The 21,735-nt window shown below is 63.3% G+C and carries 22 protein-coding genes and 1 tRNA gene; 15 read left to right on the top strand and 8 right to left on the bottom strand.

Annotated features, from left to right (window positions below; all coding sequences use genetic code 11):
• Positions 1-62: 62 nt before the first annotated feature.
• The gene (infA, locus tag ASD76_RS10475; protein ID WP_055922224.1) at positions 63-329 is read left to right on the top strand and encodes a translation initiation factor IF-1; all 267 of its coding nucleotides are present in this window, start codon (positions 63-65) and stop codon (positions 327-329) included.
• A 76-nt stretch (positions 330-405) separates the two neighbouring features.
• Here infA and ASD76_RS10470 read toward each other — a convergent pair whose 3' ends face one another.
• Positions 406-624 (bottom strand): tautomerase family protein, encoded by a 219-nt coding sequence (locus tag ASD76_RS10470; protein WP_055922221.1) that lies wholly within the window; start codon positions 622-624, stop codon positions 406-408.
• 97 nt (positions 625-721) lie between these two features.
• On the opposite strand from ASD76_RS10470, the gene ASD76_RS10465 reads away from it, so the two are divergent.
• Entirely contained in the window at positions 722-2,299 is a 1,578-nt protein-coding gene (locus tag ASD76_RS10465; protein WP_055922218.1) for a winged helix-turn-helix domain-containing protein, read from the top strand.
• Positions 2,300-2,342: 43 nt separating this feature from the next.
• Here the strand turns inward: ASD76_RS10465 and ASD76_RS10460 are convergent, their stop codons facing one another.
• Positions 2,343-2,741 (bottom strand): GFA family protein, encoded by a 399-nt coding sequence (locus ASD76_RS10460; RefSeq protein WP_055922215.1) that lies wholly within the window; start codon positions 2,739-2,741, stop codon positions 2,343-2,345.
• 141 nt (positions 2,742-2,882) lie between these two features.
• On the opposite strand from ASD76_RS10460, the gene ASD76_RS10455 reads away from it, so the two are divergent.
• The 4 genes from ASD76_RS10455 to ASD76_RS10440 all read left to right on the top strand — a co-directional run bounded on the left by ASD76_RS10455 (position 2,883) and on the right by ASD76_RS10440 (position 5,523).
• Positions 2,883-3,344, top strand: coding sequence for a hypothetical protein (locus ASD76_RS10455; protein WP_055922213.1), 462 nt, complete (start codon positions 2,883-2,885; stop codon positions 3,342-3,344).
• A gap of 70 nt (positions 3,345-3,414) precedes the next feature.
• Entirely contained in the window at positions 3,415-4,083 is a 669-nt protein-coding gene (gene mtgA, locus ASD76_RS10450) for a monofunctional biosynthetic peptidoglycan transglycosylase (protein ID WP_055922210.1), read from the top strand.
• Between the two features lie 5 nt (positions 4,084-4,088).
• A complete protein-coding gene (locus tag ASD76_RS10445) occupies positions 4,089-5,036 on the top strand; it encodes a cation diffusion facilitator family transporter (protein ID WP_055922207.1) in 948 nt (315 codons plus the stop codon).
• The gene (locus tag ASD76_RS10440; RefSeq protein ID WP_055922204.1) at positions 5,029-5,523 is read left to right on the top strand and encodes a GFA family protein; all 495 of its coding nucleotides are present in this window, start codon (positions 5,029-5,031) and stop codon (positions 5,521-5,523) included. Before ASD76_RS10445 ends, ASD76_RS10440 begins: the two co-directional genes overlap by 8 nt.
• Before the next feature lie 36 nt (positions 5,524-5,559).
• On the opposite strand, the gene ASD76_RS10435 is transcribed toward ASD76_RS10440, so the two are convergent.
• The gene (locus tag ASD76_RS10435) at positions 5,560-6,033 is read right to left on the bottom strand and encodes a winged helix-turn-helix transcriptional regulator (RefSeq protein WP_055922201.1); all 474 of its coding nucleotides are present in this window, start codon (positions 6,031-6,033) and stop codon (positions 5,560-5,562) included.
• Positions 6,034-6,137: 104 nt separating this feature from the next.
• On the opposite strand from ASD76_RS10435, the gene ASD76_RS10430 reads away from it, so the two are divergent.
• Positions 6,138-7,376 carry an MFS transporter gene (locus tag ASD76_RS10430; RefSeq protein ID WP_055922198.1) on the top strand — a complete coding sequence of 413 codons (1,239 nt, stop codon included), beginning with the start codon at positions 6,138-6,140 and terminating at the stop codon, positions 7,374-7,376.
• Between the two features lie 15 nt (positions 7,377-7,391).
• On the opposite strand, the gene clpX is transcribed toward ASD76_RS10430, so the two are convergent.
• On the bottom strand, positions 7,392-8,660 hold the full coding sequence (clpX, locus tag ASD76_RS10425) for an ATP-dependent Clp protease ATP-binding subunit ClpX (protein ID WP_055923158.1): 1,269 nt from the start codon (positions 8,658-8,660) through the stop codon (positions 7,392-7,394).
• A gap of 195 nt (positions 8,661-8,855) precedes the next feature.
• Positions 8,856-9,557 (bottom strand): ATP-dependent Clp protease proteolytic subunit, encoded by a 702-nt coding sequence (locus ASD76_RS10420; protein WP_055922194.1) that lies wholly within the window; start codon positions 9,555-9,557, stop codon positions 8,856-8,858.
• A gap of 243 nt (positions 9,558-9,800) precedes the next feature.
• On the opposite strand from ASD76_RS10420, the gene ASD76_RS10415 reads away from it, so the two are divergent.
• Positions 9,801-11,879, top strand: coding sequence for a TonB-dependent receptor domain-containing protein (locus ASD76_RS10415; RefSeq protein ID WP_235506612.1), 2,079 nt, complete (start codon positions 9,801-9,803; stop codon positions 11,877-11,879).
• Between the two features lie 53 nt (positions 11,880-11,932).
• Here ASD76_RS10415 and tig read toward each other — a convergent pair whose 3' ends face one another.
• Both tig and ASD76_RS10405 read right to left on the bottom strand, forming a co-directional pair.
• Positions 11,933-13,504: a trigger factor gene (gene tig, locus ASD76_RS10410; RefSeq protein WP_055922189.1), complete on the bottom strand. Its 1,572-nt coding sequence runs from the start codon at positions 13,502-13,504 to the stop codon at positions 11,933-11,935.
• 57 nt (positions 13,505-13,561) lie between these two features.
• A tRNA-Leu gene (locus tag ASD76_RS10405) sits at positions 13,562-13,646 on the bottom strand.
• 153 nt (positions 13,647-13,799) lie between these two features.
• Here ASD76_RS10405 and ASD76_RS10400 point away from each other — a divergent pair.
• Both ASD76_RS10400 and ASD76_RS10395 read left to right on the top strand, forming a co-directional pair.
• On the top strand, positions 13,800-14,108 hold the full coding sequence (locus ASD76_RS10400; protein WP_055922186.1) for a hypothetical protein: 309 nt from the start codon (positions 13,800-13,802) through the stop codon (positions 14,106-14,108).
• Between the two features lie 30 nt (positions 14,109-14,138).
• Positions 14,139-14,456: a DUF3297 family protein gene (locus ASD76_RS10395; RefSeq protein WP_055922183.1), complete on the top strand. Its 318-nt coding sequence runs from the start codon at positions 14,139-14,141 to the stop codon at positions 14,454-14,456.
• On the opposite strand, the gene nhaA is transcribed toward ASD76_RS10395, so the two are convergent.
• Positions 14,453-15,649, bottom strand: a complete 1,197-nt coding sequence (gene nhaA, locus ASD76_RS10390; protein WP_055922180.1) for a Na+/H+ antiporter NhaA — start codon at positions 15,647-15,649, stop codon at positions 14,453-14,455. The two genes, ASD76_RS10395 and nhaA, sit on opposite strands and share 4 nt — an antisense overlap.
• A gap of 146 nt (positions 15,650-15,795) precedes the next feature.
• Here nhaA and ASD76_RS10385 point away from each other — a divergent pair, with 146 nt between their 5' ends.
• The 5 genes from ASD76_RS10385 (at position 15,796) to ASD76_RS10365 (ending at position 21,733) form a co-directional block, all read left to right on the top strand.
• Complete coding sequence (locus tag ASD76_RS10385) at positions 15,796-17,187, top strand: glycosyl transferase family protein (protein WP_235506610.1); 1,392 nt, start codon at positions 15,796-15,798, stop codon at positions 17,185-17,187.
• 290 nt (positions 17,188-17,477) lie between these two features.
• Positions 17,478-18,242 (top strand): hypothetical protein, encoded by a 765-nt coding sequence (locus tag ASD76_RS18265; RefSeq protein WP_156457639.1) that lies wholly within the window; start codon positions 17,478-17,480, stop codon positions 18,240-18,242.
• A gap of 45 nt (positions 18,243-18,287) precedes the next feature.
• Positions 18,288-19,199: a sulfite exporter TauE/SafE family protein gene (locus ASD76_RS10375; RefSeq protein WP_055922171.1), complete on the top strand. Its 912-nt coding sequence runs from the start codon at positions 18,288-18,290 to the stop codon at positions 19,197-19,199.
• Positions 19,199-19,954, top strand: coding sequence for a TIGR02186 family protein (locus ASD76_RS10370; protein WP_055922168.1), 756 nt, complete (start codon positions 19,199-19,201; stop codon positions 19,952-19,954). Before ASD76_RS10375 ends, ASD76_RS10370 begins: the two co-directional genes overlap by 1 nt.
• Before the next feature lie 75 nt (positions 19,955-20,029).
• Positions 20,030-21,733: an ATP-binding protein gene (locus ASD76_RS10365; protein ID WP_082553719.1), complete on the top strand. Its 1,704-nt coding sequence runs from the start codon at positions 20,030-20,032 to the stop codon at positions 21,731-21,733.
• The last annotated feature ends 2 nt before the right edge of the window (positions 21,734-21,735 follow it).

Here is a 21,735-nt window from a genome sequence, read left to right as displayed (position 1 = left end):
CAACGCGGGACAAACCTCGGCGCCCGGCGCTGTCCCCGTCACATGCAATCAAGGAATCCCGAATGGCCAAAGAAGAACTGATGACCCTCGAGGGCAATATCGACGAGGTCATGCCCGATGGCCGGTTCGGCGTGATGTTGGATAATAACCACCGGATTATCGCCTATACCGCCGGCAAGATGCGCAAGTTTCGCATCCGCTCGGTCGTCGGCGACCGCGTCCATGTTGAGATGACCCCCTACGATTTGTCCAAGGGCCGGATCATCTTCCGCGAACGCACACCCGGGCAAGGTCCTGCTGGCCCTCGCCGTGGTAGTTTCAGGCGCTGATATTCACGGCCGGCAACGGACTTTCCGCATTGAGCCAGAGTGAGCTCAAAGCGGAAAGTCCCGTCGCTCTTGCTGGCTAGGCGGCCGACTTCAGTGCCTGGACGTCGGCGGCCCCAAGCAGCGTGCCACCGATACCCCAGTCACCCTGCTGAACTTCGGTGATGCGCACCCAGGTCTTGTCGCGCAGTCGTTCGCCTTCGACGGCGATCATGGCCTCGGTCACGCCTTTGATCATCGCGCGCTTTTCATCGGTGGTGAAGACGTCCTTGATGACGTCGATCGTAACTAGCGGCATCTCAACTCTCCTGTGCTAAAGGTCGCCAAGTCGACGACCCGATGCCGCGATATTAGCGGCTTCGACGTCGCATGCTTGAAGTCGGCATGGAGAAATCATGGAGATTTCTGGTTCGCCCTCGGAGGCCGGCTTCATTTACCGATTTGACCAGTTCGAACTGGATCCCGGTCGCTTCGAGCTCCGTGATCGGGGAACGAGCGTGCATCTCGAGCCTCAGGTGCTGGCGGTACTCCTGCTCCTGGTTGGCAATTCGGAACGCCTGGTCAGCAAGGACGAACTGGTCGAGAAGGTTTGGGGCGGACGTTTCATTTCCGATGCGGCCATCGCCGCAAGGATAAAGTCCGGCAGGCAGGCCCTGGGCGACGACGGCAAGCAGCAACGCTTCATCCGAACCATCCACGGGAAGGGTTTCCGCTTCGTCGCTCCGGTCTCGTTCATTCAGCAGGGGGCAGTTCGTCCCATCGAGATGCCCTCAGAACGAAAGCTGGACGGCCCGCCCTCGATCGCAGTGCTTCCCTTTCGATTCCTGAGCGAGCCCGGGCCGCTGTCGTTCCTGTCGGACGCCATCGCCGATGAACTCATCACCGATCTGTCGCGCCTGCGCTGGTTGATGGTGATCGCGAGAGGTTCAAGCTTTCGTTTTCGCGGCCGAGACGTCGATTGCCGGGAGATCGGCCAAGCGCTTGGGGTCAGGTACTGCCTCTCCGGCGCCGTGGAGGCGAACCGAGGAAGCGCCTCGATCTCCGTCGAACTGGTCGACACCAGCGATCGCGGGGTGGTTTGGGCCGAACGATATGCGATTGGCGCGGACGAGCTCTACGATGTCCGTCAGGCCATAGTCTCGTCGATTGCGGCCAACCTGGAGATCCGCATTTCGCAGCACGAGGCCCAGGTCGCGCGCGCCAGGCCGCCGGCCGAGCTCGATTGCTGGTCGGCCTATCATATCGGCATCGACCGGATGTTTCGCTTCAATCGATCCGACAACGCGCTGGCTGCCCAACTCTTCGAGCAGGCGCTGGCGAAGGATCCGGAATTCGGCCGGGCGCTGGGGGGACTGTCCTTCACGCGTTTCCAGGATGCGTTCCTGCAATACTCCTCCACACCGCAAGCTCAGGCGCGAGAGGCGAGGTCGCTTGCTGAAGACGCCTTGCGATGCGATCCGCTCGATCCCTTCGCCTATCTCAATCTGGCGCGCTCGCTTTGGCTGACCGACGATATACCGGCCAGCCTCGACCTGCTTGATCATTCGATCTCGCTTAGCCCGAACTATGCGCAGGCGATCTATTCGAAGGCCTGGGCCGACATGACCCAGGTCAACCCCGCCGCGAGCGACGAAGGCGCCATCCACGCTTTGCGGCTCAGTCCGCTCGACCCGCTACGCTACGCCATGCTCGCGGTTAGGTCGGTGAACGCGCTGTTGCGGGGCGATTACGACCACGCCTCTGAATGGGGCGAACGCGCCGCCCGCTCTCCGGGGGCACACAAGCACATCGCCGTGATCGCCGCGCTCGGCACACATCTGGCGGGGCAGCGGGACAAGGCCTCCGAATGGGTCGCCCGGGCAAGAGAGCGTGACGCGGGCTTGAACAAGTCGGCGTTTCTAAGCTCGTTCCCCTTTGTCCCGTCGGCTGGCCGTGAGGTGATCGAAGCAACGCTGAAGGATCTGGGGCTGTAGGTAGTCTTAGGGGGCGTCCCGTCGCTGGTAGGCCTAGGCCTGGCTAATCCAGATGCTCGACATCGTCACCAAGTACGGCGGTCCAAGGATGCTTCCGCTCCTCGTAGACCGAGAACTTGGGCGGCGGAAAGCTGGGGTCGGCGAAGGCTCCGACTGCTATCGCGGTCATGCCGGGCATGCCCTCACTCTCGTAGGCGACAGTCGCGCCGCAAACCGCACAGAAGCGAAAAGTCGCGCGCATCCCGCTGTCGGACACCTGTGACCACTCGCTAAACTCGCCAGTCAGTTCGAGGCGCTCGTTTGGCCAGCGAGCTTGGGTAGCGAACACGCTGCCAGAGCGCTTTTGACACTCAAGGCAATGGCAGACCGACACACGGATCGGATCGCCCGTGCACTTGGCACGCAATTGCCCACACCGGCAGGTTGCCTCGCGAACGGTCATAACGTCGGCTTCTAGGCCGCAAGGACGGCCCTCTCAATGAGCAAGGTTGCGGACGGCTTTGGCCGGAACGCCGCCCGGCAAGCGCGTTGACGCTGGCCAAGCCGAAGGGCAGGCTCGACCGGCAGCCGGAGAAGGGACCAGATGCAGGACAAGATCCATGGTTTCCTGCCGGCCACAGAGGAAATGCCGACCGACCGCCAGCGGTTGATCGTCCACTATCTCTGTGGAGTCCTGATCGACCTCGTCGTCCTCAACCTGTTCGACGAGTTCTGGGACAGCGTCCACGTCGCCTCGTTCAGCTGGTCGCTGCTTGCCGCTGTGCTGATGCAGGCCTTCCTGAAGGGGACGAATGCGATCGTTCATCATCTGGCGGTCTTCTTCAGCGCGAGGCAGGGCGCCTTGATGAAGGTCCTGCGGGTTTTCACCGCTTGGCTGGTGCTGTTCCTGTCCAAGTTCGTGATCCTGGAGGCCATCGACATGGTTTTCGGGGACAAAGTCCGCTTCGAAGGGGCGATGGACGGGTTGCTCCCGCTGATGGTCGTGGTGACCGTCATGGTCATCGCCGAAGAAGCGGTGGTTCGGTTTGTCAGGTGGGTTCGCTGACGCTGTGAGGATTGGGGGCTTCCACAGTTGCCGAATTGCGCGCGACGCGCTGCCCGGTTAGGTGAGCGCCATGGTCCGTATCCTGCGCTTCCTCGTCTGGGCCCTCATCTGGTTTGTCGGCCTCAGCTTCTTGCTCGTCATCCTGTTCCGGTTCGTGCCGGTGCCGGTCACCGCCACCATGCTGATGGATGAGAACGGGATCACCAAGGATTGGACCCCGCTCAGCCGCATCGACCGCAACATGGTCGCCGCCGTGATCGCGGGCGAGGACGGCAAGTTCTGCCAGCACGACGGCTTCGACCGCGAGGCGATCGAGAAGGCAATCGAACGCAACGCCAAGGGCGGGCGCATCCGTGGCGGCTCCACCATCAGCCAGCAGACCGCCAAGAACGTGTTCCTGTGGCAAGGCGGCGGCTACTTCCGCAAGGGGCTGGAGGCGTGGTTCACGCTGCTGATCGAACAGATCTGGGGCAAGCGGCGGATCATGGAAGTCTATCTCAATGTCGCGGAGACCGGCATCGGCACCTACGGGGTCGAGGCGGGAGCGCAGCGCTATTACGATCACTCGGCCGCGCGGTTGAGCAAGGCGGAGGCGGCGCGCATGGCGGCCGCGCTGCCGTTGCCCAAGGAGCGTGAGGTGAACAGCCCCGGCGGCTTCACGCGCCGCTATGGCAACACCATCCAGGCTCGCATCGGTTCGGTCCGGCGTGACGGCCTCGACGCCTGCGTCTACGATTGAGCGCGATGGGCGTCGGACACTCGCATAGCCACGGACATGCGCATGGGCATGACCATGCACCGGCCGGCTTTGGCCGGGCGTTTGCCATCGGCATCCTGCTCAATTCGGCCTTCGTGCTGATCGAGGCCGGGTTCGGCCTGTGGTCGGGATCGATGGCGCTGGTGGCAGATGCAGGGCACAACCTGTCGGACGTGCTCAGCCTGCTGATCGCCTGGGGCGCTGCCTACATGAGTGGTCTGCCGGCGAACGGCCGCTTTACCTATGGCTACAAGTCCAGCTCGATCCTGGCCGCGCTCGCCAATGCGGGCCTGCTGTTGGTGGCTGTCGGGGCGATCCTGTTCGAGACCGTGAACCGGCTGTTCGATCCAGCGCCCGTACAGGGCTGGACGATGATCGCGGTCGCGGGTGTCGGTATCCTGGTCAATGGCGCCACCGCGCTGATGTTCGCCCGCGGACGCAAACACGACATCAACATTCGCGGGGCCTACCTGCACATGGCGGCCGACGCACTGGTGTCAGTCGGCGTGGTGATTGCGGGCGTCGTGATCCTGCTGACGGGCGCTTATTGGGTCGACCCGGTAACCAGCTTGATCATCGTCGCGGTGATCGCCGGCGGCACCTGGGGCCTGCTCAAGGACAGCGTGAAGATGGGCCTGCTGGCCGTGCCTGACTCGATCGACGAAGCCGAGGTGCGAGCCTACCTTGAAGGTTTGCCCGGCGTGGCCGCGGTCCACGATCTGCATATCTGGCCGATGAGCACGACGGAGACGGCGCTTACTGCGCATATCGTCGTGCCCGCCGGCCAACCGGGCGACCGCTTCCTGCATGACGTCGCGCACGAGCTCGATCACCGCTTCCACATCGGCCACGCCACCGTGCAGGTGGAGACGGGGCACGAACACAATTGCAGCCTTCACGGAGCGCACGGCGCCGGCGGGCACAATCATGGCTGAGACGCTGCGAGAGGGCGGCTGCGGCTGCGGCGAGGTGCGCTACCAGGTCGAGGGCGAGCCGATCTTCGTCAACAACTGCCATTGCCGGCTGTGCCAGCACCAGACGGGCTCAACCTCGGTGGTCAACGCTTTCTTCGAGGCGGAGCGGGTAACGCTGCTGCGGGGTGAACTCAGGGATCACACAGTGACCGCCGGGAGCGGTGGCCCGCATGTGATCCAGCGCTGCGCCAAGTGCGGATCGGCGCTGTGGAGCATCTATCCGCGTCTCGGAAAATTGGGCGCGGGGGTGCGGGTTGGCACTTTGGACGATCCTGGCGCTTTCCGGCCCGACGCGGTGATCTTCACCGAAAGCAAGATGCCCTGGGTTGCGCTGCCGGAGGGCATCCCGGCTTTCGAGACGGTCTACAACCCGTTTGAGCTGCTCCCGCCCGAGCGGGTCGCGAGGCTCGAGAAGTTGATCGAGCGCCGGCAGGCGGGCGAGGGGTAGCCTCGCTTCGACCCAGTCTTTCCGCCGCGAGCAGCCTTACCTCGCGCCCGGACCGTCGTTCGGACCATCGACTTTCTTCACGCGAGTTTCACTCCACGTCAGCCGTCGCCCGTTCTGCGACCGCAATTCAAGGCGCGCGACCGGGGTATCGGTCTCCCTTTCGAGCAGCGAGGATCGCACATCGTCAGAGCGATAGAGATGATCCTCGCCCCATTGACGCAATGCGACGATGACGAGGAACAGGCCACGCCCCTTCTCAGTCAGGACGTACTCCTTGTAAGCGGAGCCGTCGGAAGCCGGCGCGGTTTCCAGGATGCCGCGCTCGGACAGATCACGCAGCCTTATCGCGAGCATTCCCTTGGCGATACCGAGCCCGGTCTGAAACTCATTGTAGCGCCGGACGCCGTCGAAGGCGTCCCGGATAATGAGCAGCGACCACCAATCGCCGATAACGTCCAGCGCACGCGCGACCGGGCATCCTGCATCCCAAAGGCTAACACGCTTGGCCATGTACTCGTCAAACCCCGCTCATCTGGTTCTAAAATAGAACTGGATTTCCGTCGAAGCAAGTGGTCTCAAAATGAAACTAGAGTGAGTTTCGAAACAGGGCCGCGATGCAATACAGAGACGACACAGCGACAGAGCGTTCAGCGCGCCAAGGACTTGCGAAGGTCACAACCCTGACCTTCGCAAGTGCGGCGGGCCTCAGCGTCGCAAACATCTACTATGCCCAGCCATTGCTCGATTCGATGGCGCGGGACTTCGGGATCTCGCCTTCCAGAATCGGGCTGGTCGTAACTTTGACGCAAGTTGGCTACGCGCTCGGGTTGATATTCCTAGTGCCGCTCGGAGATCTGGTCGATCGCCGTCGGCTGGTTGTCTGGCAAGGCATCCTGTCAGTCGCCGCGCTGGCCGTTGTCGCGACGGCGAGAACCGAGGCGATCCTGTTTGCGGGCCTGGCCGCAATGGGTTTGCTTGCCGTCATGGTGCAAGTGTTGGTCGCCTTTGCCGCGACGCTGGCAACTCCTGCACAACGAGGGAAGGTCGTCGGCATGGTCACCAGCGGCATTGTCATTGGCATCCTTGGCGCGCGTTTCCGCGCCGGTCTGGTGGCCGATTTGGGTGGATGGCGCGCGGTCTATCTGACCTCGGCCATCCTTACGGCAGCGATGGTCTGTGTGCTGCTGCGCGTCATGCCGCACCGACCGTCGCCAGACAGTGCCGATAGCTACGCCGCGACGTTACGTTCGATCCCGATCCTGTTCCTGTGCGATCGGGTCTTGTTGGAGCGCGGCCTTCTTGCACTCCTGATCTTTGCGACCTTCAGCACCTTTTGGACGGCTTTGGTCCTCCCGCTGAGCGCGCCGCCCTTTTCGTTCTCGCATACCCAGATCGGACTGTTCGGCCTCGTGGGCATGGCTGGGGCTATCGCGGCAACAAGCGCTGGCCGGCTCGCAGACCGCGGCCTTGGGCAACGAACCACGGGGTTGTCTCTGGCACTGTTGCTGGCGTCATGGGGACTGATCGCGATGCTGCCGGTGTCGCTTCCGCTCGTGCTGATCGGCGTCGTGTTGCTCGATCTGGCGGTGCAAGCTGTTCATGTCACCAATCAGAGCATCATCTTTGCCCGGCACCCCGCGGCCCGTAGCCGGCTCGTCGGAGGCTATATGGTGTTCTATTCGATTGGTAGCGCCGTCGGCGGCATAACCTCAACGATGGCTTATTACCGAGCGGGATGGGCCGGCGTCGCGATGCTTGGTGCGGCCTTCAGCGCCAGCGCTCTGTTGGTCTGGGTGGGCGCTCTTGTCTTGCCGATCAGCCGAGAAGGAGCGGTATGCCCAAGAGGGAAGTAGGGGGAACGGCAGCCGTTAGGCCGCCGCTTCCTTCTTCTTGCCTTCGCTAGAGACCACGCGAACGGGCTCCTTGCGGCCATCGACGACGTCCTTGTCGACGACGACTTCGACTACATCTTCCATGCTCGGCAGGTCGAACATGGTGTCGAGCAGGATCGCCTCGACGATCGAACGCAGGCCACGGGCGCCGGTTTTGCGCTTGATGGCCTTCTTGGCGATCGCTTCGAGCGCGTCTTCGGTGAAGGTCAGGTCCACGTCTTCGAGCTCGAACAGCTTGTGGTACTGTTTGACCAGGGCGTTCTTCGGCTCCTTGAGGATCTCCACCAGCGCCGGGACATCGAGGTCGTGCAGCGTGGCGATGACCGGCAGGCGGCCGACGAATTCGGGGATCAGGCCGAACTTGAGCAGATCTTCCGGCTCGCACTTCTGCAGCATCTCGCCCACGCGGGCCTGCTGCGGATCGGCGATGTTGGCGCCGAAGCCGATCGAACGCTTCTGCAAGCGGTCACCGATGATCTTTTCCAGGCCCGCGAAAGCGCCGCCGCAGATGAACAGGATGTTCGTCGTGTCCACCTGCAGGAATTCCTGCTGCGGGTGCTTGCGGCCGCCCTGCGGCGGGACCGAGGCAGTGGTGCCTTCCATCAGCTTGAGCAGCGCCTGCTGCACGCCTTCACCCGACACGTCGCGGGTGATGGAGGGGTTTTCCGCCTTGCGCGTGATCTTGTCGATCTCGTCAATGTAGACGATCCCGTGCTGGGCCTTCTCGACGTTGTAGTCGCTGGCCTGCAGCAACTTGAGGATGATGTTTTCGACATCCTCGCCCACGTAGCCGGCTTCGGTCAGCGTAGTGGCGTCGGCCATCGTGAACGGCACGTCGAACGTGCGCGCCAACGTCTGCGCCAGCAGCGTCTTGCCGCTACCGGTCGGGCCGACGAGCAGGATGTTGGACTTGGCCAGCTCGACTTCGCCCGACTTGCCGCTGTGCTTCAGGCGCTTGTAGTGGTTGTGCACCGCCACCGAGAGCACGCGCTTGGCGCGGTCCTGCCCGATCACATAATCATTGAGCGTGTTGCAGATGTCCTGCGGCGTCGGAACGCCGCCGTCCTTCTTGCCGGCAATCCCACCCTTGGTCTCTTCGCGGATGATGTCGTTGCACAGCTCGACGCATTCATCGCAGATGAACACCGTCGGCCCTGCAATCAGCTTGCGAACCTCGTGCTGGGATTTGCCGCAGAAGCTGCAGTAGAGGGTGCTCTTGCTGTCGGATCCGCTAAGTTTCGTCATGCTCTCGTCCATTGGTCCGGACGCCGCCCGCATATGGACGCGTCAGGGAATCGTCTTCGGAATGTAGCTCCGAAGGACGCAATATCAATTGCGTCAACCTTAATTGCCCCGACTTGCTCTAGCCTGAAGGGGAAAGGTTGCCAAATTACTACGGGTCGGGAGCGCTTTGGTGCGCGCTCCCGGATAGGCCCCGGGCTATTCCGGAGCACCCCCCGAGCCACTTTCGACGCCGGTTTCTTCATCCTTTGGGCGATGCGCGAAGACCTTGTCGACGATGCCGAACTTCAGCGCTTCCTCCGCTTCGAGGAAGGTGTCGCGGTCGAGCGCCTTCTCGATGTCGGTCAGCGACTTGCCGGTATACTTGACGTAGAGGTCGTTCATCCGCTGGCGAATACGCAGGATTTCGCGGGCCTGGATCTCGATATCCGAAGCCATGCCGCGTGCGCCGCCGCTGGGCTGGTGGACCATGATGCGAGCGTTAGGCAGAGCCACGCGCATGCCCGGTTCACCCGCTGCAAGCAGGAAGCTGCCCATCGAAGCCGCCTGGCCGATGCACACGGTGCGGACCTTGGGCTTGATGTATTGCATGGTGTCGTGGATCGCCATGCCGGCCGTCACCACGCCGCCCGGCGAGTTGATGTACATCGAGATGTCTTGCGAATTCTCGCTCTCGAGGAACAGCAGCTGCGCCACGATCAGTGAGGCCATGTTGTCTTCGACCTCGCCGGTCACGAACACGATTCGCTCGCGCAACAGGCGGCTGAAGATGTCGAAGCTGCGCTCACCGCGGCTGGTGCTTTCCACGACCACGGGCACGAGCGCCCCGGTCGTCGGGTCCATATTGAACTTGCCCTGGGCCCCGTAGGTCCCGCCGCTGCCGCCGAACACGTCGATCATGAAAGTCCTCTCGTCTTGAAACAGCGCCTATGTCGCGTCTCACCGGCACATGTTCAAGGCCGTTCGTCGATGATCCCCGGTTCCGCACCCGTGGAGCCGTTCGTCGGATGGGATTGACACTCCGTCGATACAGGACGCAGTTGCCGTATTGAGGGCCTAAGGCACCTCCAATAACTACAACTGTAATCGAGGGGTTGGATGAGAGGGTTGGGGACTTCGACGGCCGTCGTCGCGCTGATGGCGGTGGCTGTGCCTGTTTGGGCGCAGGACAGTGGCGACAATCCGCCGCCGGTTCCAACAGAGGAACCGGCGACCGAGGATCCGGTCGTCAGCGCGGAAGTCCCCGCTGGGGATGCTGCGCGGGCGCAGGTATTCCAGGCGGCTGATTTCGCCCGCTTCGCTCCCCGCAGCGCGCTCGACATGCTCAACCAGGTGCCGGGCTTTTCGATCGTGTCCGAGCAACAGGGACGCGGCTTGGGGCAGACTCGCGACAACGTGCTGGTCAACGGCGAGCGGTTGGCGAGCAAGTCGGAAAACCTGTTCGACCAGCTCCAACGCATTCCGGCAAACCGCGTCCAGCGGATCGAGATCGTTGACGGGGCGTCCCTCGGTATCCCGGGCCTATCCGGCCAGGTGGCCAACATCTTCACGCAGGGCGGGGGCCTGAGCGGGCGTTTCGAATATCGCGCCACCGCACGGCCGAAATACGCCGAGCCCGGCTTCGTTGCGGGCGAGGTCTCGCTGAGCGGATCGACACCGCGGCTCGAATGGAACGTTGCGGCCACGCACAACAACGGGCGCGGTGCGGCGGTGGGGCCGGGCTACATCACCGACGCCGACATGAACGTCACCGAAAACCGCGACGTCCGCATCAGGTTCATCGGCGAATTTCCGCGGCTTTCGGGCAGCGTGAAATGGGATGGCCCGGGCAGCATGGTCGCCAACTTGAACGCCAACTATACCCGCAACTACACGGACTTTTCGAACGACGAGCAGCGCCATCCCGTGGTCGGCATCGATTCATTTCGTGACTTCGACAACAGCAATCGGGGTTGGGGATACGAGCTAGGCGGCGATGTCGATTTCGCGCTCGGGCCGGGCAGGCTGAAACTGATTGGCCTCGACCGATATAACGAGAACGAGCTGGAGCAGGATTCCGTCCTCACGCTAGAGGACGGCAGTCCGCCGACCGGCAATCGCTTCGCTCTGCAAAGCGAGACCGGAGAGATCATCGGTCGCGCGGAATATCGTTGGGACATGCTCGGGGGATCCTGGCAGCTCGACGGAGAGGCGGCCTTCAATCGCCTGGATCAGACCGCGCAGCTCTATTCACTCAACGTCGATGGAGACTTCATCGAACTGCCGTTCCCGGCAGGTTCGGGCGGGGTGACCGAGGATCGCTATGAATCGATCCTCACCCACAACCGCACGCTGGGCAAAGGCCTCACCCTGCAGATCGGGGCAGGCGGCGAGTATTCAAAGCTCGCTCAGACCGGCCCTGGGGGGCTCGTCCGGACGTTTTGGCGCCCGAAGGGATCGGCCAACTTGGCCTGGACGCCGACCGACGGGGTGGATCTTTCGCTCAAGCTGGCGCGCGTCGTCGGGCAGCTTTCATTCAGCGATTTCCTGGCCCGGGTCTTCCTCGACCAGAACAACGCCAATGCCAGCAACGCCGAGCTGGTGCCTCCCCAGAGCTGGGAGGTCGATCTGGAGGTCAAGAAGAACCTCAAGGCCTGGGGCTCTGCCAACGTCCGTTTCTACGGCCGCTGGTATGAAGATCTGATCGAGATCATTCCCGATGGAAACGGGTTCGAGGCCCGCGGAAATATCGACGACGCCCGGCTTTTCGGTGTCGCGGCGACGGCCACCTTCAACCTCGATCCGATCGGGTGGAAAGGCGCCAAGATCGACTTCAACACGACCTACGAGACCTCGAGCCTGGAAGACCCGCTTACGCTGGAGCGGCGCCCCTTCAGTGGCAATAACGATTTCCGGGGTGAGGTAAGCCTGCGCTACGACATGCCCGCGAGCGACTGGGCATTCGGCGGCGGGTTCAACTGGACGCACGTGCAGCCGTACATCCGCCTGTTCGAGACCGGGAAGGACTACGAAGGGCCGATTTACACGTTCGCGTTCGTCGAGAACAAGGATGTGTTCGGCCTGACCGTGAACCTGCAGGTTTTCAACCTGACGGATGGCCGCGGACTGTTTCACCGCACTGTGTGGGATGGCTACCGCAACGGGGCGCCGATCCTCTTCACCGAACATCGCGATCTGAGCGTGCAGCCGATCTTCCGGCTGCAGGTGAAGGGCAGCTTCTGACCATACTCTCGGCCGTTCCGTCTGGACGGAACGGCCGGGTATGATCGCAGCGCTTACTTCTTAGCCGGCGCCTTCTTGGCGGCAGGCTTCTTGGCAGGCGCCTTTTCGGCCTCAGCCTTCGGAGCAGCCTTCTTGGCAGGCGCCTTCTCGGCAGCAGCCTTGGGCTCGGCCTTCTTCGCCGGAGCCTTGGCAGGCGCCTTTGCTTCCTTGGCGGGCTTCTCTTCGGTCTTGGCTTCAGCCTTCTTGGCCGGAGCCTTCTTGCCGGTGGCCTTCTTCGGAGCCGCGGCCGGAGCCGTCTCTTCCGCTTCGATGGCGGCTTCGAGCTCTTCGCGCGTAACCTGGCGCTCGGTCACTTCGGCCTTGTCGAACAGGAAGTCGACGACCTTGTCTTCGTAAAGCGGGGCGCGGAGCTGGGCCTGCGCCATCGCGTCACCGCGGACGTATTCGACGAACCGCTCACGATCTTCCGGGCGATACTGCTGGGCGGCCTGCTGGATCAGCATGCCCATCTCTTGCGCAGAGACCTGGACATTGTTGGCCTGGCCGATTTCCGACAGCAGCAGGCCCAGGCGCACGCGGCGCTCGGCGATGCGGTGGTAATCGTCCTTGTCGGCTTCAATTTCCTTGAGGCCTTCAGCGGGGTTCTCTTCGCGGGCGACTTCGGCCTGAAGCTGCTGCCAGATCTGGCCGAATTCGGCTTCGACCATCGTCGGCGGCACTTCGAAGTCGTGCTCAGCCGCGAGCTTGTCGAGCAACTGGCGCTTCATCTGGGTGCGGGTGAGGCCGGCAGTTTCCTGCTCGAGCTGAACCTTCATCAGCTCCTTGAGCTTGTCGAGGCTGTCGAGGCCGAGGGACTTGGCGAAGTCCTCGTCGATCTTCGATTCGGCTTCGACCTGAAGCTTCTGTACCGTCACGTCGAACTCGGCCTTCTTGCCCTTGAGCTCGGCAGCCGGATAGTCCTCGGGGAAGGTCACTTCGATGGTCTTGGTGTCGCCGCCCTTGAGGCCCGACAGCTGCTCTTCGAAGCCGGGGATGAAGCGGCCAGCGCCGATCACCAGCGGGGCGCCTTCGGCCTTGCCGCCTTCGAACTCGACACCGTCAACGCGGCCGACGAAGTCGATGATCAGCTGGTCGCCGTCGGCCGACTTCTTGGTCTTAGGGGCATCCTTGTAGGTCTTCTGGTTCTCGGCAAGACGGCCAAGCGCTTCGTCGAGCGCAGCGTCAGACACGGGAACGACCAGGCGTTCGAGCGAGAGACCGTCGATCGAGGGCGCTTCGATCTCGGGCAGAACTTCGAGCTCGACCTTGAGCTCGGCATCCTTGCCTTCTTCGTAGCCTTCATCGAGGTCGACCTTGGGCTGCAGCGCCGGGCGCAGCTGCTTTTCGCGCATCAGCGCGTCGATCGATTCGCGGACGCTGGCGTTGAACGCGTCCGAATGCAGAGCGGCGCCGTGCATCTTCTTGATCAGGTTGGCCGGCACCTTGCCCGGGCGGAAGCCCGGCATGCGGACTTGCGGCGCAACCTTCTTCACTTCGGCTTCGATCCGCGCGGCGATTTCCTTCGCCGGGATCTTCACCGTGTAGGCGCGCTTGAGACCTTCATTGGTCGTTTCGACGATCTGCATTCCAAAGCCTTCCAAACACTTGGCGCTACATCCAATCCGGTGCCCCAGCGCCGGAACTGGTGCGGGCGAAGGGACTCGAACCCCCACATCTTGCGATACTGGAACCTAAATCCAGCGCGTCTACCAGTTCCGCCACGCCCGCGGCCCGACGAACTTTGCAGGCTCCCACCTGCGAAATGAAGCAGCGCCCTTAGTAGGGCGCGCTGGAAAGGGCAAGCGGCACGGCAGCCCGAACGCAGAGATGGAACGACGGCGGCCCGCGGGACGTTCCACGATCGACGAAAGGATCCTTCTAATGGACCGCCCTGAAGACACAGACATCGCCCCCGACCTCGCGGCGACACTCGCCAATGACAACGAAGACGCAAGCGCTCCTGGCTCGAAGCCGGCCCATTTCAACCGGGGCCGGTCGGATGGTGGCGACCGGGCCTATCCCGGCGAGCAGCCGGACGAAGTCGGTCCCGGGAATGACGACAACGGAGTGCCGGAAGGTTCGCCCGACGAGGTCGCGCCCAACCAGGGAGATTTCGACCGGCCCGACAGTTCGCCGATCGAAAGCCCACCGCAGCCCGATAAGGCTCCGTCTGAAACGCCGCCGGATTGATTTTCCCGGCTGCGGCGTTAAGCGCGCGGCATGACTGAAGAGACCGCACCGCAGGCTCCGGCCGAAACGACATCCGCTGCATCGGACGTGCCGCCCGATCATCTGGCGATTCATCCCTCGAGCCCGCACTTCGACAGCGACAAGCTGGTGCGTGGCGTGGGCATTCGCTTCAAGGGCGTCGAGCGCACCAATATCGAGGAGTATTGCATCTCCGAAGGTTGGGTGCGGGTCCAGGCCGGCAAGTCTGTCGACCGCAAGGGCCGCCCGCTGACGCTCAAGCTCACCGGTCCGGTCGAGGCCTGGTATCAGGACTTGGGTGATAATCCGCCGGTGGCGAAGAAAGACTAAGGCGCTGGTTGCTGCTGCTGCGTCCGTGCGAGGCGCAGCACGGTATACCCAAGTACGGCTGAGATAAGCGAGCCGACGAGCACGCCGAGCTTGGCCTCCTGGACCAGGAGCGGTGACTTGGGAAACGCCAGGGCGCCAATGAACAGGCTCATGGTGAAGCCTATTCCGCACAGCGCGCTCATGCCCCAGACTTGCGCCCAACTGGTCCCGCTGGGCCGATTGGCGAAGCCAAGTTTCTCCGCAGTCAGGATGCTGCCGAAAATTCCCACTTGCTTGCCGATCACCAGCCCGGCGCCCACGGCGAGCGGAAGCGGATCCAGAAAGGCAGCGAGACCCAGTTGGGTGAGGGGGACCCCGGCGTTGGCAAAGCCGAACAGCGGCACCACGAAGTGCGAGTTCCAGCCGACCAGGCCATGCTCCATGTTCTCAAGCATGCTGTACCCGTCGCGTGTGCGCATCGGGATGATGAGCGCCGCGACGACGCCGGCGATGGTCGCGTGGATGCCTGAGTGCAGTACGCAGAACCACAGGAGCAGTGAGCAAACGACGAAGGGCCAGACCCGCTGCTTTCCATACCTGTTGAGCGCGATCATGACTGCGGCCACCAGCATTGCCGCCAGAAGCCAGGCCATCTTGATTCCGCTCGAGTAGAACAGCGCGATAATGGCGATCGAACCGATGTCGTCGACGATGGCGATCGTCAGCAGGCACAGCCGCAACGACGGCGGCACGCGTTTGGCGAGCAGACCGACCACGCCCATGGCGAAGGCAATGTCGGTGGCCGCAGGGATCGCCCAACCCCGGACGAGTTCGGGCTCTCCCCCGGCAATCGATAGATAGACCAGGGCCGGCATGGCCATGCCCGTCGCGGCCGCCAATATCGGGAGCCTGCGGGTGCGGGCATCGGCCAGGTTTCCGGCGAGCATCTCGCGCTTCACTTCGAGCCCCACGACGAAGAAGAATACCGCCATCAGCCCGTCGTTGATCCACAGGTGCAGGGTGTCGAGCTTGGCGATGGGAGACCAGGCGAACTGCCGATGGAAGAAGTGCTCATAGTCGCCGGCCAGTGGCGAGTTGGCGAGGGCGATTGCCGCGGCGGCCACCGCGATCAGCAGGATTCCGGCAAAGGCATCGCTATCGAACAGCGCCTTGAACGGACGAACGGCGGCTCTGAGGGCCGGTGGTTTTGCCATCCGGCCTTCCTTCACGAAGCTGGCTGGGGGCACAAGGAATTAATGGATTGCCTTTATGTTTCAGCAAGTTAAGTCTTGGTCTCTGAGGGGGGAGTGCGAGAGGGTTTTGGGACCGTTGGGAAGGGCGGCCCTTGGCGGAATGGACGTTGTTCGATTGGTTCACGCTTGTGGAGCGCGAGCTGCTCCTCTTTGCGGGAGTCTTCCTGCTGCTCGGCAGCCTCGACGAACTGGCCGTCGATATCGGCTGGGCTTGGCTGCGCCTCACTGGACGGGCGAAGAGTCCAAGGATCGAACGACGCGAACTCAGCCATAAGGAGCTCACTGGGTCCGCCGCCCTGTTCATCCCGGCCTGGCGGGAAGCGCGGGTCATCGGAATAACTCTCGCTCACGCGCTGGCTGCGTGGCCGCAGTCGGCGTTGCGGGTCTACGTCGGCTGCTATTCCAACGACGCTTCGACCATCGAAGCCGTGATGCGTGGATCGCGCGGAGATCCTCGACTTCGCCTGGTGGTGCACGACCAGGCAGGTCCGACGACAAAGGCAGACTGCCTCAATCGCCTCTACGCCGCGCTCGAGGCTGATGAACGCCGCAGCGGAGAGCGCTTTCGCCAGATCCTGCTGCACGATGCCGAGGACATGGTCGATCCGGCGGAGCTCGTCCTGATCGATCGCGCTGTCGAAGACGCCGATTTCGTTCAGCTTCCCGTGTTGCCGGAAGTCCGGCCAGGCCGCTGGATCGGCAACCACTACTGCGATGAATTTGCCGAAGCTCACGGCAAGGCGATGGTCGTGCGCCAGGCGGTCGGGGCTGCCTTGCCAGGAGCAGGAGTCGGCTGCGGTTTTGCGCGGCCCATGCTCGCGAAGATCGACGCCCTCGGCGGCGGAAAAGGTCCTTTCCCCGTCGAATCGCTGACCGAGGACTACGAACTGGGGATGACTATCAAGGCCGCTGGCGGGCGGTCGCGCTTCTTGCGTGTCCGGGGCGAGGATGGCCAGCTCGTGGCAACCAGAGCGTACTTCCCGGCGCGGATCGACCAGGCCGTGCGGCAGAAGGCCAGGTGGCTGAACGGCATCGCCTTGCAGGGCTGGGATCGGCTCGGGTGGAGCGGCGGGGTGGGCGAGCGGTGGATGCGCGTCCGTGATCGTCGTGGCCCGCTATCGGCCTTGGCCCTCTTTGCGGGATATGCACTCCTCGTCGTGGCCGGACTTCTATGGAGTCTTGGTGCCGTGGATTTCGAGCGGCATCCCGAACCAGATCCGCTCGTAACGGTCCTGCTCGCCGCCAACTTTGTGGGGTTGGTCTGGCGTGTAGGCATGCGTTTCGCTTTTACCGCCCGTGAGTACGGCTGGAGGGAAGGACTCCGAGCCATCCTTCGAATACCCTTGGCCAACCTAATTGCGATCATGGCGGCGCGGCGCGCGGTTGGCGCTTACGCTCGCTGGCTCTTGGGTCGGGCTTCGGCATGGGACAAGACCGATCACGATGAGCATCCGGGCTCGATCGGCGCGTTGCAGAATGTTCGGGCCAATCTCGGATGAGGGGTGCGATGGGGCAGCGCGGACGGCCTCTCATGGTCCTTGGCGCCTTGTTCGTCGGGTGGTTCGGATTCCGGGCGACGTTACTGCAATTGACGCCTGACGTCCGGGCTGCCGCTGACGATGCGATCACGCCCCGATCGGTTACCAACCGAGTCGAACCGAGCTCCCCTCATCTTACGAGCCTCTTTCCCTCTACCGGGACACAGGCCTGGATCGGCAACCGGGTGTCGAGTTCGGGTCTCCCGTCTCAAGCTGCCCGAGTTGCTCTACACCCGAGCTCGCAGCCGCCCTTGATCGAACGGGCAATTCCCGCGCCGCTTGCGCCATCGGGCGAGGGTCCCTCGGCTCAGTTCGCGCCCGGACCCGCCGCAGCGCCTTATCCCGCCGCCCTCCGCCCGGCAGGTCCTGCGCGTTGGTCAGGCGATGGCTGGCTTCTGCTACGCCACGATACCGTCACTCCAGTTCAAGCTGGCTTTCCGAGCTATGGCCGCAGTCAGGCCGGGGCGGTGCTACGGTATCGTCTGACGCCGCTGGGAGGCCGGAACCTACAGGCGCATCTTCGTGCGAGTACCGCGCTCGCCGCACCGCATGAGCAAGAGCTTGCCGCCGGCCTCTCAGCACGCATCCTTCCGCAAGTTCCAGTGAGGGTGGCCCTGGAAGCGCGCGTGGGAGAGTTGTCTCGAGACGCACGGTTCAGGCCGGCCGCCTATGCCGTCACCGAGATACCGCCGGTCGAACTACCGCTGAACACCCGTGGCGAAATCTACCTCCAGGGCGGTTACGTCGGTGGAGAAGGGGCGACGGCTTTTGTCGACGGCCTGGTTCGGGTTCAGCGGACCCTGCGAGGGTTGGACGAGGCGGGCTTCAGCGTTGGCGCCGGCGCCTGGGGCGGGACGCAGAAGGGCGCCGCCCGCCTCGATCTTGGACCCACGGCCACTCAGGCGTTCCGCCTCGGGAAAACGCGCGCAAGGCTCTCTGTCGATTATCGTTTCCGCTTGTCGGGAGAGGCCGAACCGAAAAGTGGACCGGCCCTGACGCTATCCGCCGGTTTCTAGGGCGGCCAACCTTCAATCCGTCGCCCCCATGGGTTAGGTGGCTGCATGGACGTGTACCTGCCCATCGCGAACTTGGCGGTCAACGGACTGGTCATCGTCCTGCTTGGGGCCGGAACGGGCATCCTTTCGGGCATATTCGGCGTCGGCGGCGGGTTCCTGACCACGCCGCTGCTGATCTTCTACGGCGTTCCCCCGACAGTGGCCGCCGCGTCTTCCGCCAGCCAGGTCACGGGCGCGAGCGTTTCGGGTGTTTTTGCGCACACGCGCCGGGGCGGGGTCGACTACCAGATCGGAGCCGTGGGCGTTGCCGGCGGAGTGATCGGAGCGACGATCGGGGCCATGTTGTTCCGCTTTCTGGAATCGCTTGGTCAGATCGATGTCGTCATCAACATCCTCTACGTCCTGATGCTTGGCATGATCGGCGCTCTCATGGGGCGGGAGAGCCTGGAAGCGCTGCGGCAAAGTCGCGGTGCCCGTCCGCGCGCGGCGAAGCGCCGGCACCACCCGCTCGTTGCCGCCCTGCCGATGCGCTGGCGGTTCTATCGCTCGGGCCTCTACATCTCGCCCCTCGCGCCGCTGCTCATGGGCGTTGTCGTGGGCATCCTGACGATGCTGATGGGCGTTGGCGGCGGGTTCATTCTCGTGCCGGCCATGCTCTACATCCTGGGGATGAGCGCCAGCGTGGTGGTCGGCACTTCGCTGTTCCAGATCCTGTTCGTGACCATGGCCGCGACCATGATGCACGCCCTGACCACCAAGGCGGTCGACATCGTGCTGGCCGGGCTGCTGCTGTTCGGTTCGGTAACCGGCGCACAGCTTGGCTCGCGCATTGCGCAGCTGGCCAAGCCTGAACTGTTGCGCTTGCTGCTTGCTGTCCTGGTGCTGGGCGTGGCCTTGCGCATGGCATTCGGCCTGGGCGTAAGGCCTGATGAGGTCTTTACGGTGCTGCCGCTATGATGGGCCGCGTCCTCCTCGCGGCTCTGGCCTTCCTCGCCCTCTCGGGTCAACGGGCGCCGATCCTGGTCCCCGACGTTTCGCAGCACGAAGTGCGGGTTCGCCAGGGTTTCACTGGCACCAACCTGTTGTTGTTCGGCGCAATCCTCGACGCCGACGGTCGCCGGGCGAGCCAGCCCTATGACATTGTCGTGGTACTCAAGGGACCGACGCAACCGATCCTGGTCCGCGAGAAAGGCAAGCGGTTCGGCATCTGGATGAATGCCCAGAGCACGGCGTTCCGTTCGGCACCTTCGTTTTTCGCGGTGGCCAGCTCCCGGCCGATCGACCAGATCGTCGATGAGAGGACGGCTGCGATCTATGAACTGGGGCTCAACTTCCTGCAGCTTTCGCCGACCGGGGCCATTGAACCCGAAGAGCAGGCGCGCTTCACGGAAGGCTTGGTCGATCTTCGCCAGCGCGAGGGGCTGTACAAGGAAGACCCCAAGGGCGTCACGGTCCGCGACGGCGTGCTCTACCAGGCCCGAATCGCCTTGCCCTCCAACGTCATCACTGGCCGCTATACGGCGGAAACCTTTGCCATCGCCGACGGACGGGTGATCGATTCCGCGATTGCCGAGGTGCAAGTCACAAAGCATGGTTTCGAAAGGTTCGTGGCGGATTCGGCGGAAGGGTCGTCGGTTCTCTACGGCCTGTTTGCGGTCTTCCTGTCGCTTCTTATGGGATGGCTCGCCGGCCGCGTATTCGCGCTCGTCTGATTTTTCAGCGCTTTGACGCGATATTAACTCAGGTTGCTTAATCCGGCCCTACTTGGGGTTAAACGGACGTGCCGCATGAGCGAGATGCCGAAGCAGTTCAACACGTTCAACCCGGCTGAAGAGCCGGGAGCGGTTGCCGTGGCGCCAAGGGCACCGCGGGATGCCGCTACAGAGAACGCCATTCAGCCGATCGGCGTGGTCATCGAGATTGCGGGTTCAGGCTCGCAGATCGCGATCGACATGCAGCGCCTGAACGAATGCATGGACGATGCCGACCCCTCGATCGCGCTTGCGGGACAAGTGGGTAGTCAGGTCAAGATCAAGACCAAGGACGGCTGGCTGCTCGCCAGTGTCCGCAACCAACGCCAGGACCGGCGCCGCGATGGCGACAGCATCCTCGCGAACATCGATTTCATGGGCGAGGGCAGCGAAGAAAAGCTGACCGGCCGGATCCACAGCTTCCGCCGCGGTGTCACTCGCTATCCCACGCCAGGTGCGCTGGTCTTTCCGGCAACGACCGAGGATTTGCGCCAGATCTACGCCTCTGACGGCCGCAGCTCGATCCAGATCGGCACCGTCTACCCAACCACCGACATCCGCGCCGGCCTCTATGTCGACGCGATGCTGGGCAAGCACTTCGCCCTGCTCGGCTCGACCGGCACCGGCAAGTCGACGACCGCGGCCCTGATCCTGCACCGGATTTGCGAAAGCGCTCCGCAGGGTCACGTGGTGATGATCGACCCGCACGGCGAATACGCCGCGGCCTTCCGCAACACCGGGGTCATCTACGACGTCGGCAACCTGCAGATGCCATACTGGCTGATGAACTTCGAAGAGCACTGCGAAGTCTTCCTGACCACTAGCGGTAGCGAATTCCAGGAAGATGCGGACATCCTGGCCAAGGCGCTGCTCAAGGCACGCAGCAAGAACCGCCTCGCCGAAACGCTCGGCAAGATCACAGTCGATTCGCCGATCCCCTATCTGCTCAGCGACCTGACCAACATCATCCAGGACGAAGCGGGCAAGCTCGATAAGGCCACCTCGAGCGCGCCGTTCATGCGGATCAAGACCAAGATCGAAGAGATCAAGGGTGACCCGCGCTACCAGTTCATGTTCTCCGGCATGCTTGTCGGCGACACCATGGCGGACTTTATCGGCCGCATCTTCCGCATGCCCGGCCAGGGCAAGCCGATCTCGATCATCGACGTGTCGGGCGTTCCTTCGGACATCACTTCGACCGTGGTCGCCGTGCTCAGCCGCATGGTGTTCGACTTCGCCATCTGGGGCCGCGAGGAAAAGACCCGGCCGATCCTGCTCGTCTGCGAAGAGGCGCACCGCTACGTTCCGAATGAACGCAATGCGGATGGCTCGTCGGTCGGCCGCATTCTCAGCCGTATCGCCAAGGAAGGCCGTAAGTACGGCATCAGCCTCGGCCTGATTACGCAGCGCCCGTCTGACTTGGCCGAAGGCGTGCTGTCGCAGTGTGGCACGATTCTTTCGATGCGCCTCAACAACGACCGCGACCAGGCTTTCGTGAAGGCCGCCATGCCCGAAGGCGCGCGCGGCTTCCTCGATTCCATCCCGGCGCTGCGCAACCGCGAGTGCATCATCTGCGGCGAGGGTGTTTCCATTCCGATCCGCGTGGCGTTCGACAACCTCGAGGAATCGAAGCGACCCGCTTCGGAAGACCCGAGCTTCACTGAGCTGTGGCGCGAAAACGGCGGCGAGGAAGAACGCGTCGTCCGCACCGTGCAACGCTGGCGTGCGCAGGGACGCTAAGC

The sequence above is a fragment of the Altererythrobacter sp. Root672 genome (assembly GCF_001427865.1).
In the GTDB taxonomy this organism is placed as follows: domain Bacteria; phylum Pseudomonadota; class Alphaproteobacteria; order Sphingomonadales; family Sphingomonadaceae; genus Croceibacterium_A.
This window is presented reverse-complemented; position numbering and strand designations above follow the sequence as displayed.

Bases quoted from the DNA above. Each gene is read 5' to 3' on its own strand.
- infA (WP_055922224.1), top strand. From the start codon at position 63: ATGGCCAAAGAAGAACTGATGACCCTCGAGGGCAATATCGACGAGGTC.
- ASD76_RS10470 (WP_055922221.1), bottom strand. From the start codon at position 624: ATGCCGCTAGTTACGATCGACGTCATCAAGGACGTCTTCACCACCGAT.
- ASD76_RS10465 (WP_055922218.1), top strand. From the start codon at position 722: ATGGAGATTTCTGGTTCGCCCTCGGAGGCCGGCTTCATTTACCGATTT.
- ASD76_RS10460 (WP_055922215.1), bottom strand. From the start codon at position 2,741: ATGACCGTTCGCGAGGCAACCTGCCGGTGTGGGCAATTGCGTGCCAAG.
- ASD76_RS10455 (WP_055922213.1), top strand. From the start codon at position 2,883: ATGCAGGACAAGATCCATGGTTTCCTGCCGGCCACAGAGGAAATGCCG.
- mtgA (WP_055922210.1), top strand. From the start codon at position 3,415: ATGGTCCGTATCCTGCGCTTCCTCGTCTGGGCCCTCATCTGGTTTGTC.
- ASD76_RS10445 (WP_055922207.1), top strand. From the start codon at position 4,089: ATGGGCGTCGGACACTCGCATAGCCACGGACATGCGCATGGGCATGAC.
- ASD76_RS10440 (WP_055922204.1), top strand. From the start codon at position 5,029: ATGGCTGAGACGCTGCGAGAGGGCGGCTGCGGCTGCGGCGAGGTGCGC.
- ASD76_RS10435 (WP_055922201.1), bottom strand. From the start codon at position 6,033: ATGGCCAAGCGTGTTAGCCTTTGGGATGCAGGATGCCCGGTCGCGCGT.
- ASD76_RS10430 (WP_055922198.1), top strand. From the start codon at position 6,138: ATGCAATACAGAGACGACACAGCGACAGAGCGTTCAGCGCGCCAAGGA.
- clpX (WP_055923158.1), bottom strand. From the start codon at position 8,660: ATGACGAAACTTAGCGGATCCGACAGCAAGAGCACCCTCTACTGCAGC.
- ASD76_RS10420 (WP_055922194.1), bottom strand. From the start codon at position 9,557: ATGATCGACGTGTTCGGCGGCAGCGGCGGGACCTACGGGGCCCAGGGC.
- tig (WP_055922189.1), bottom strand. From the start codon at position 13,504: ATGCAGATCGTCGAAACGACCAATGAAGGTCTCAAGCGCGCCTACACG.
- ASD76_RS10400 (WP_055922186.1), top strand. From the start codon at position 13,800: ATGGACCGCCCTGAAGACACAGACATCGCCCCCGACCTCGCGGCGACA.
- ASD76_RS10395 (WP_055922183.1), top strand. From the start codon at position 14,139: ATGACTGAAGAGACCGCACCGCAGGCTCCGGCCGAAACGACATCCGCT.
- nhaA (WP_055922180.1), bottom strand. From the start codon at position 15,649: ATGGCAAAACCACCGGCCCTCAGAGCCGCCGTTCGTCCGTTCAAGGCG.
- ASD76_RS10375 (WP_055922171.1), top strand. From the start codon at position 18,288: ATGGACGTGTACCTGCCCATCGCGAACTTGGCGGTCAACGGACTGGTC.
- ASD76_RS10370 (WP_055922168.1), top strand. From the start codon at position 19,199: ATGGGCCGCGTCCTCCTCGCGGCTCTGGCCTTCCTCGCCCTCTCGGGT.
- ASD76_RS10365 (WP_082553719.1), top strand. From the start codon at position 20,030: ATGAGCGAGATGCCGAAGCAGTTCAACACGTTCAACCCGGCTGAAGAG.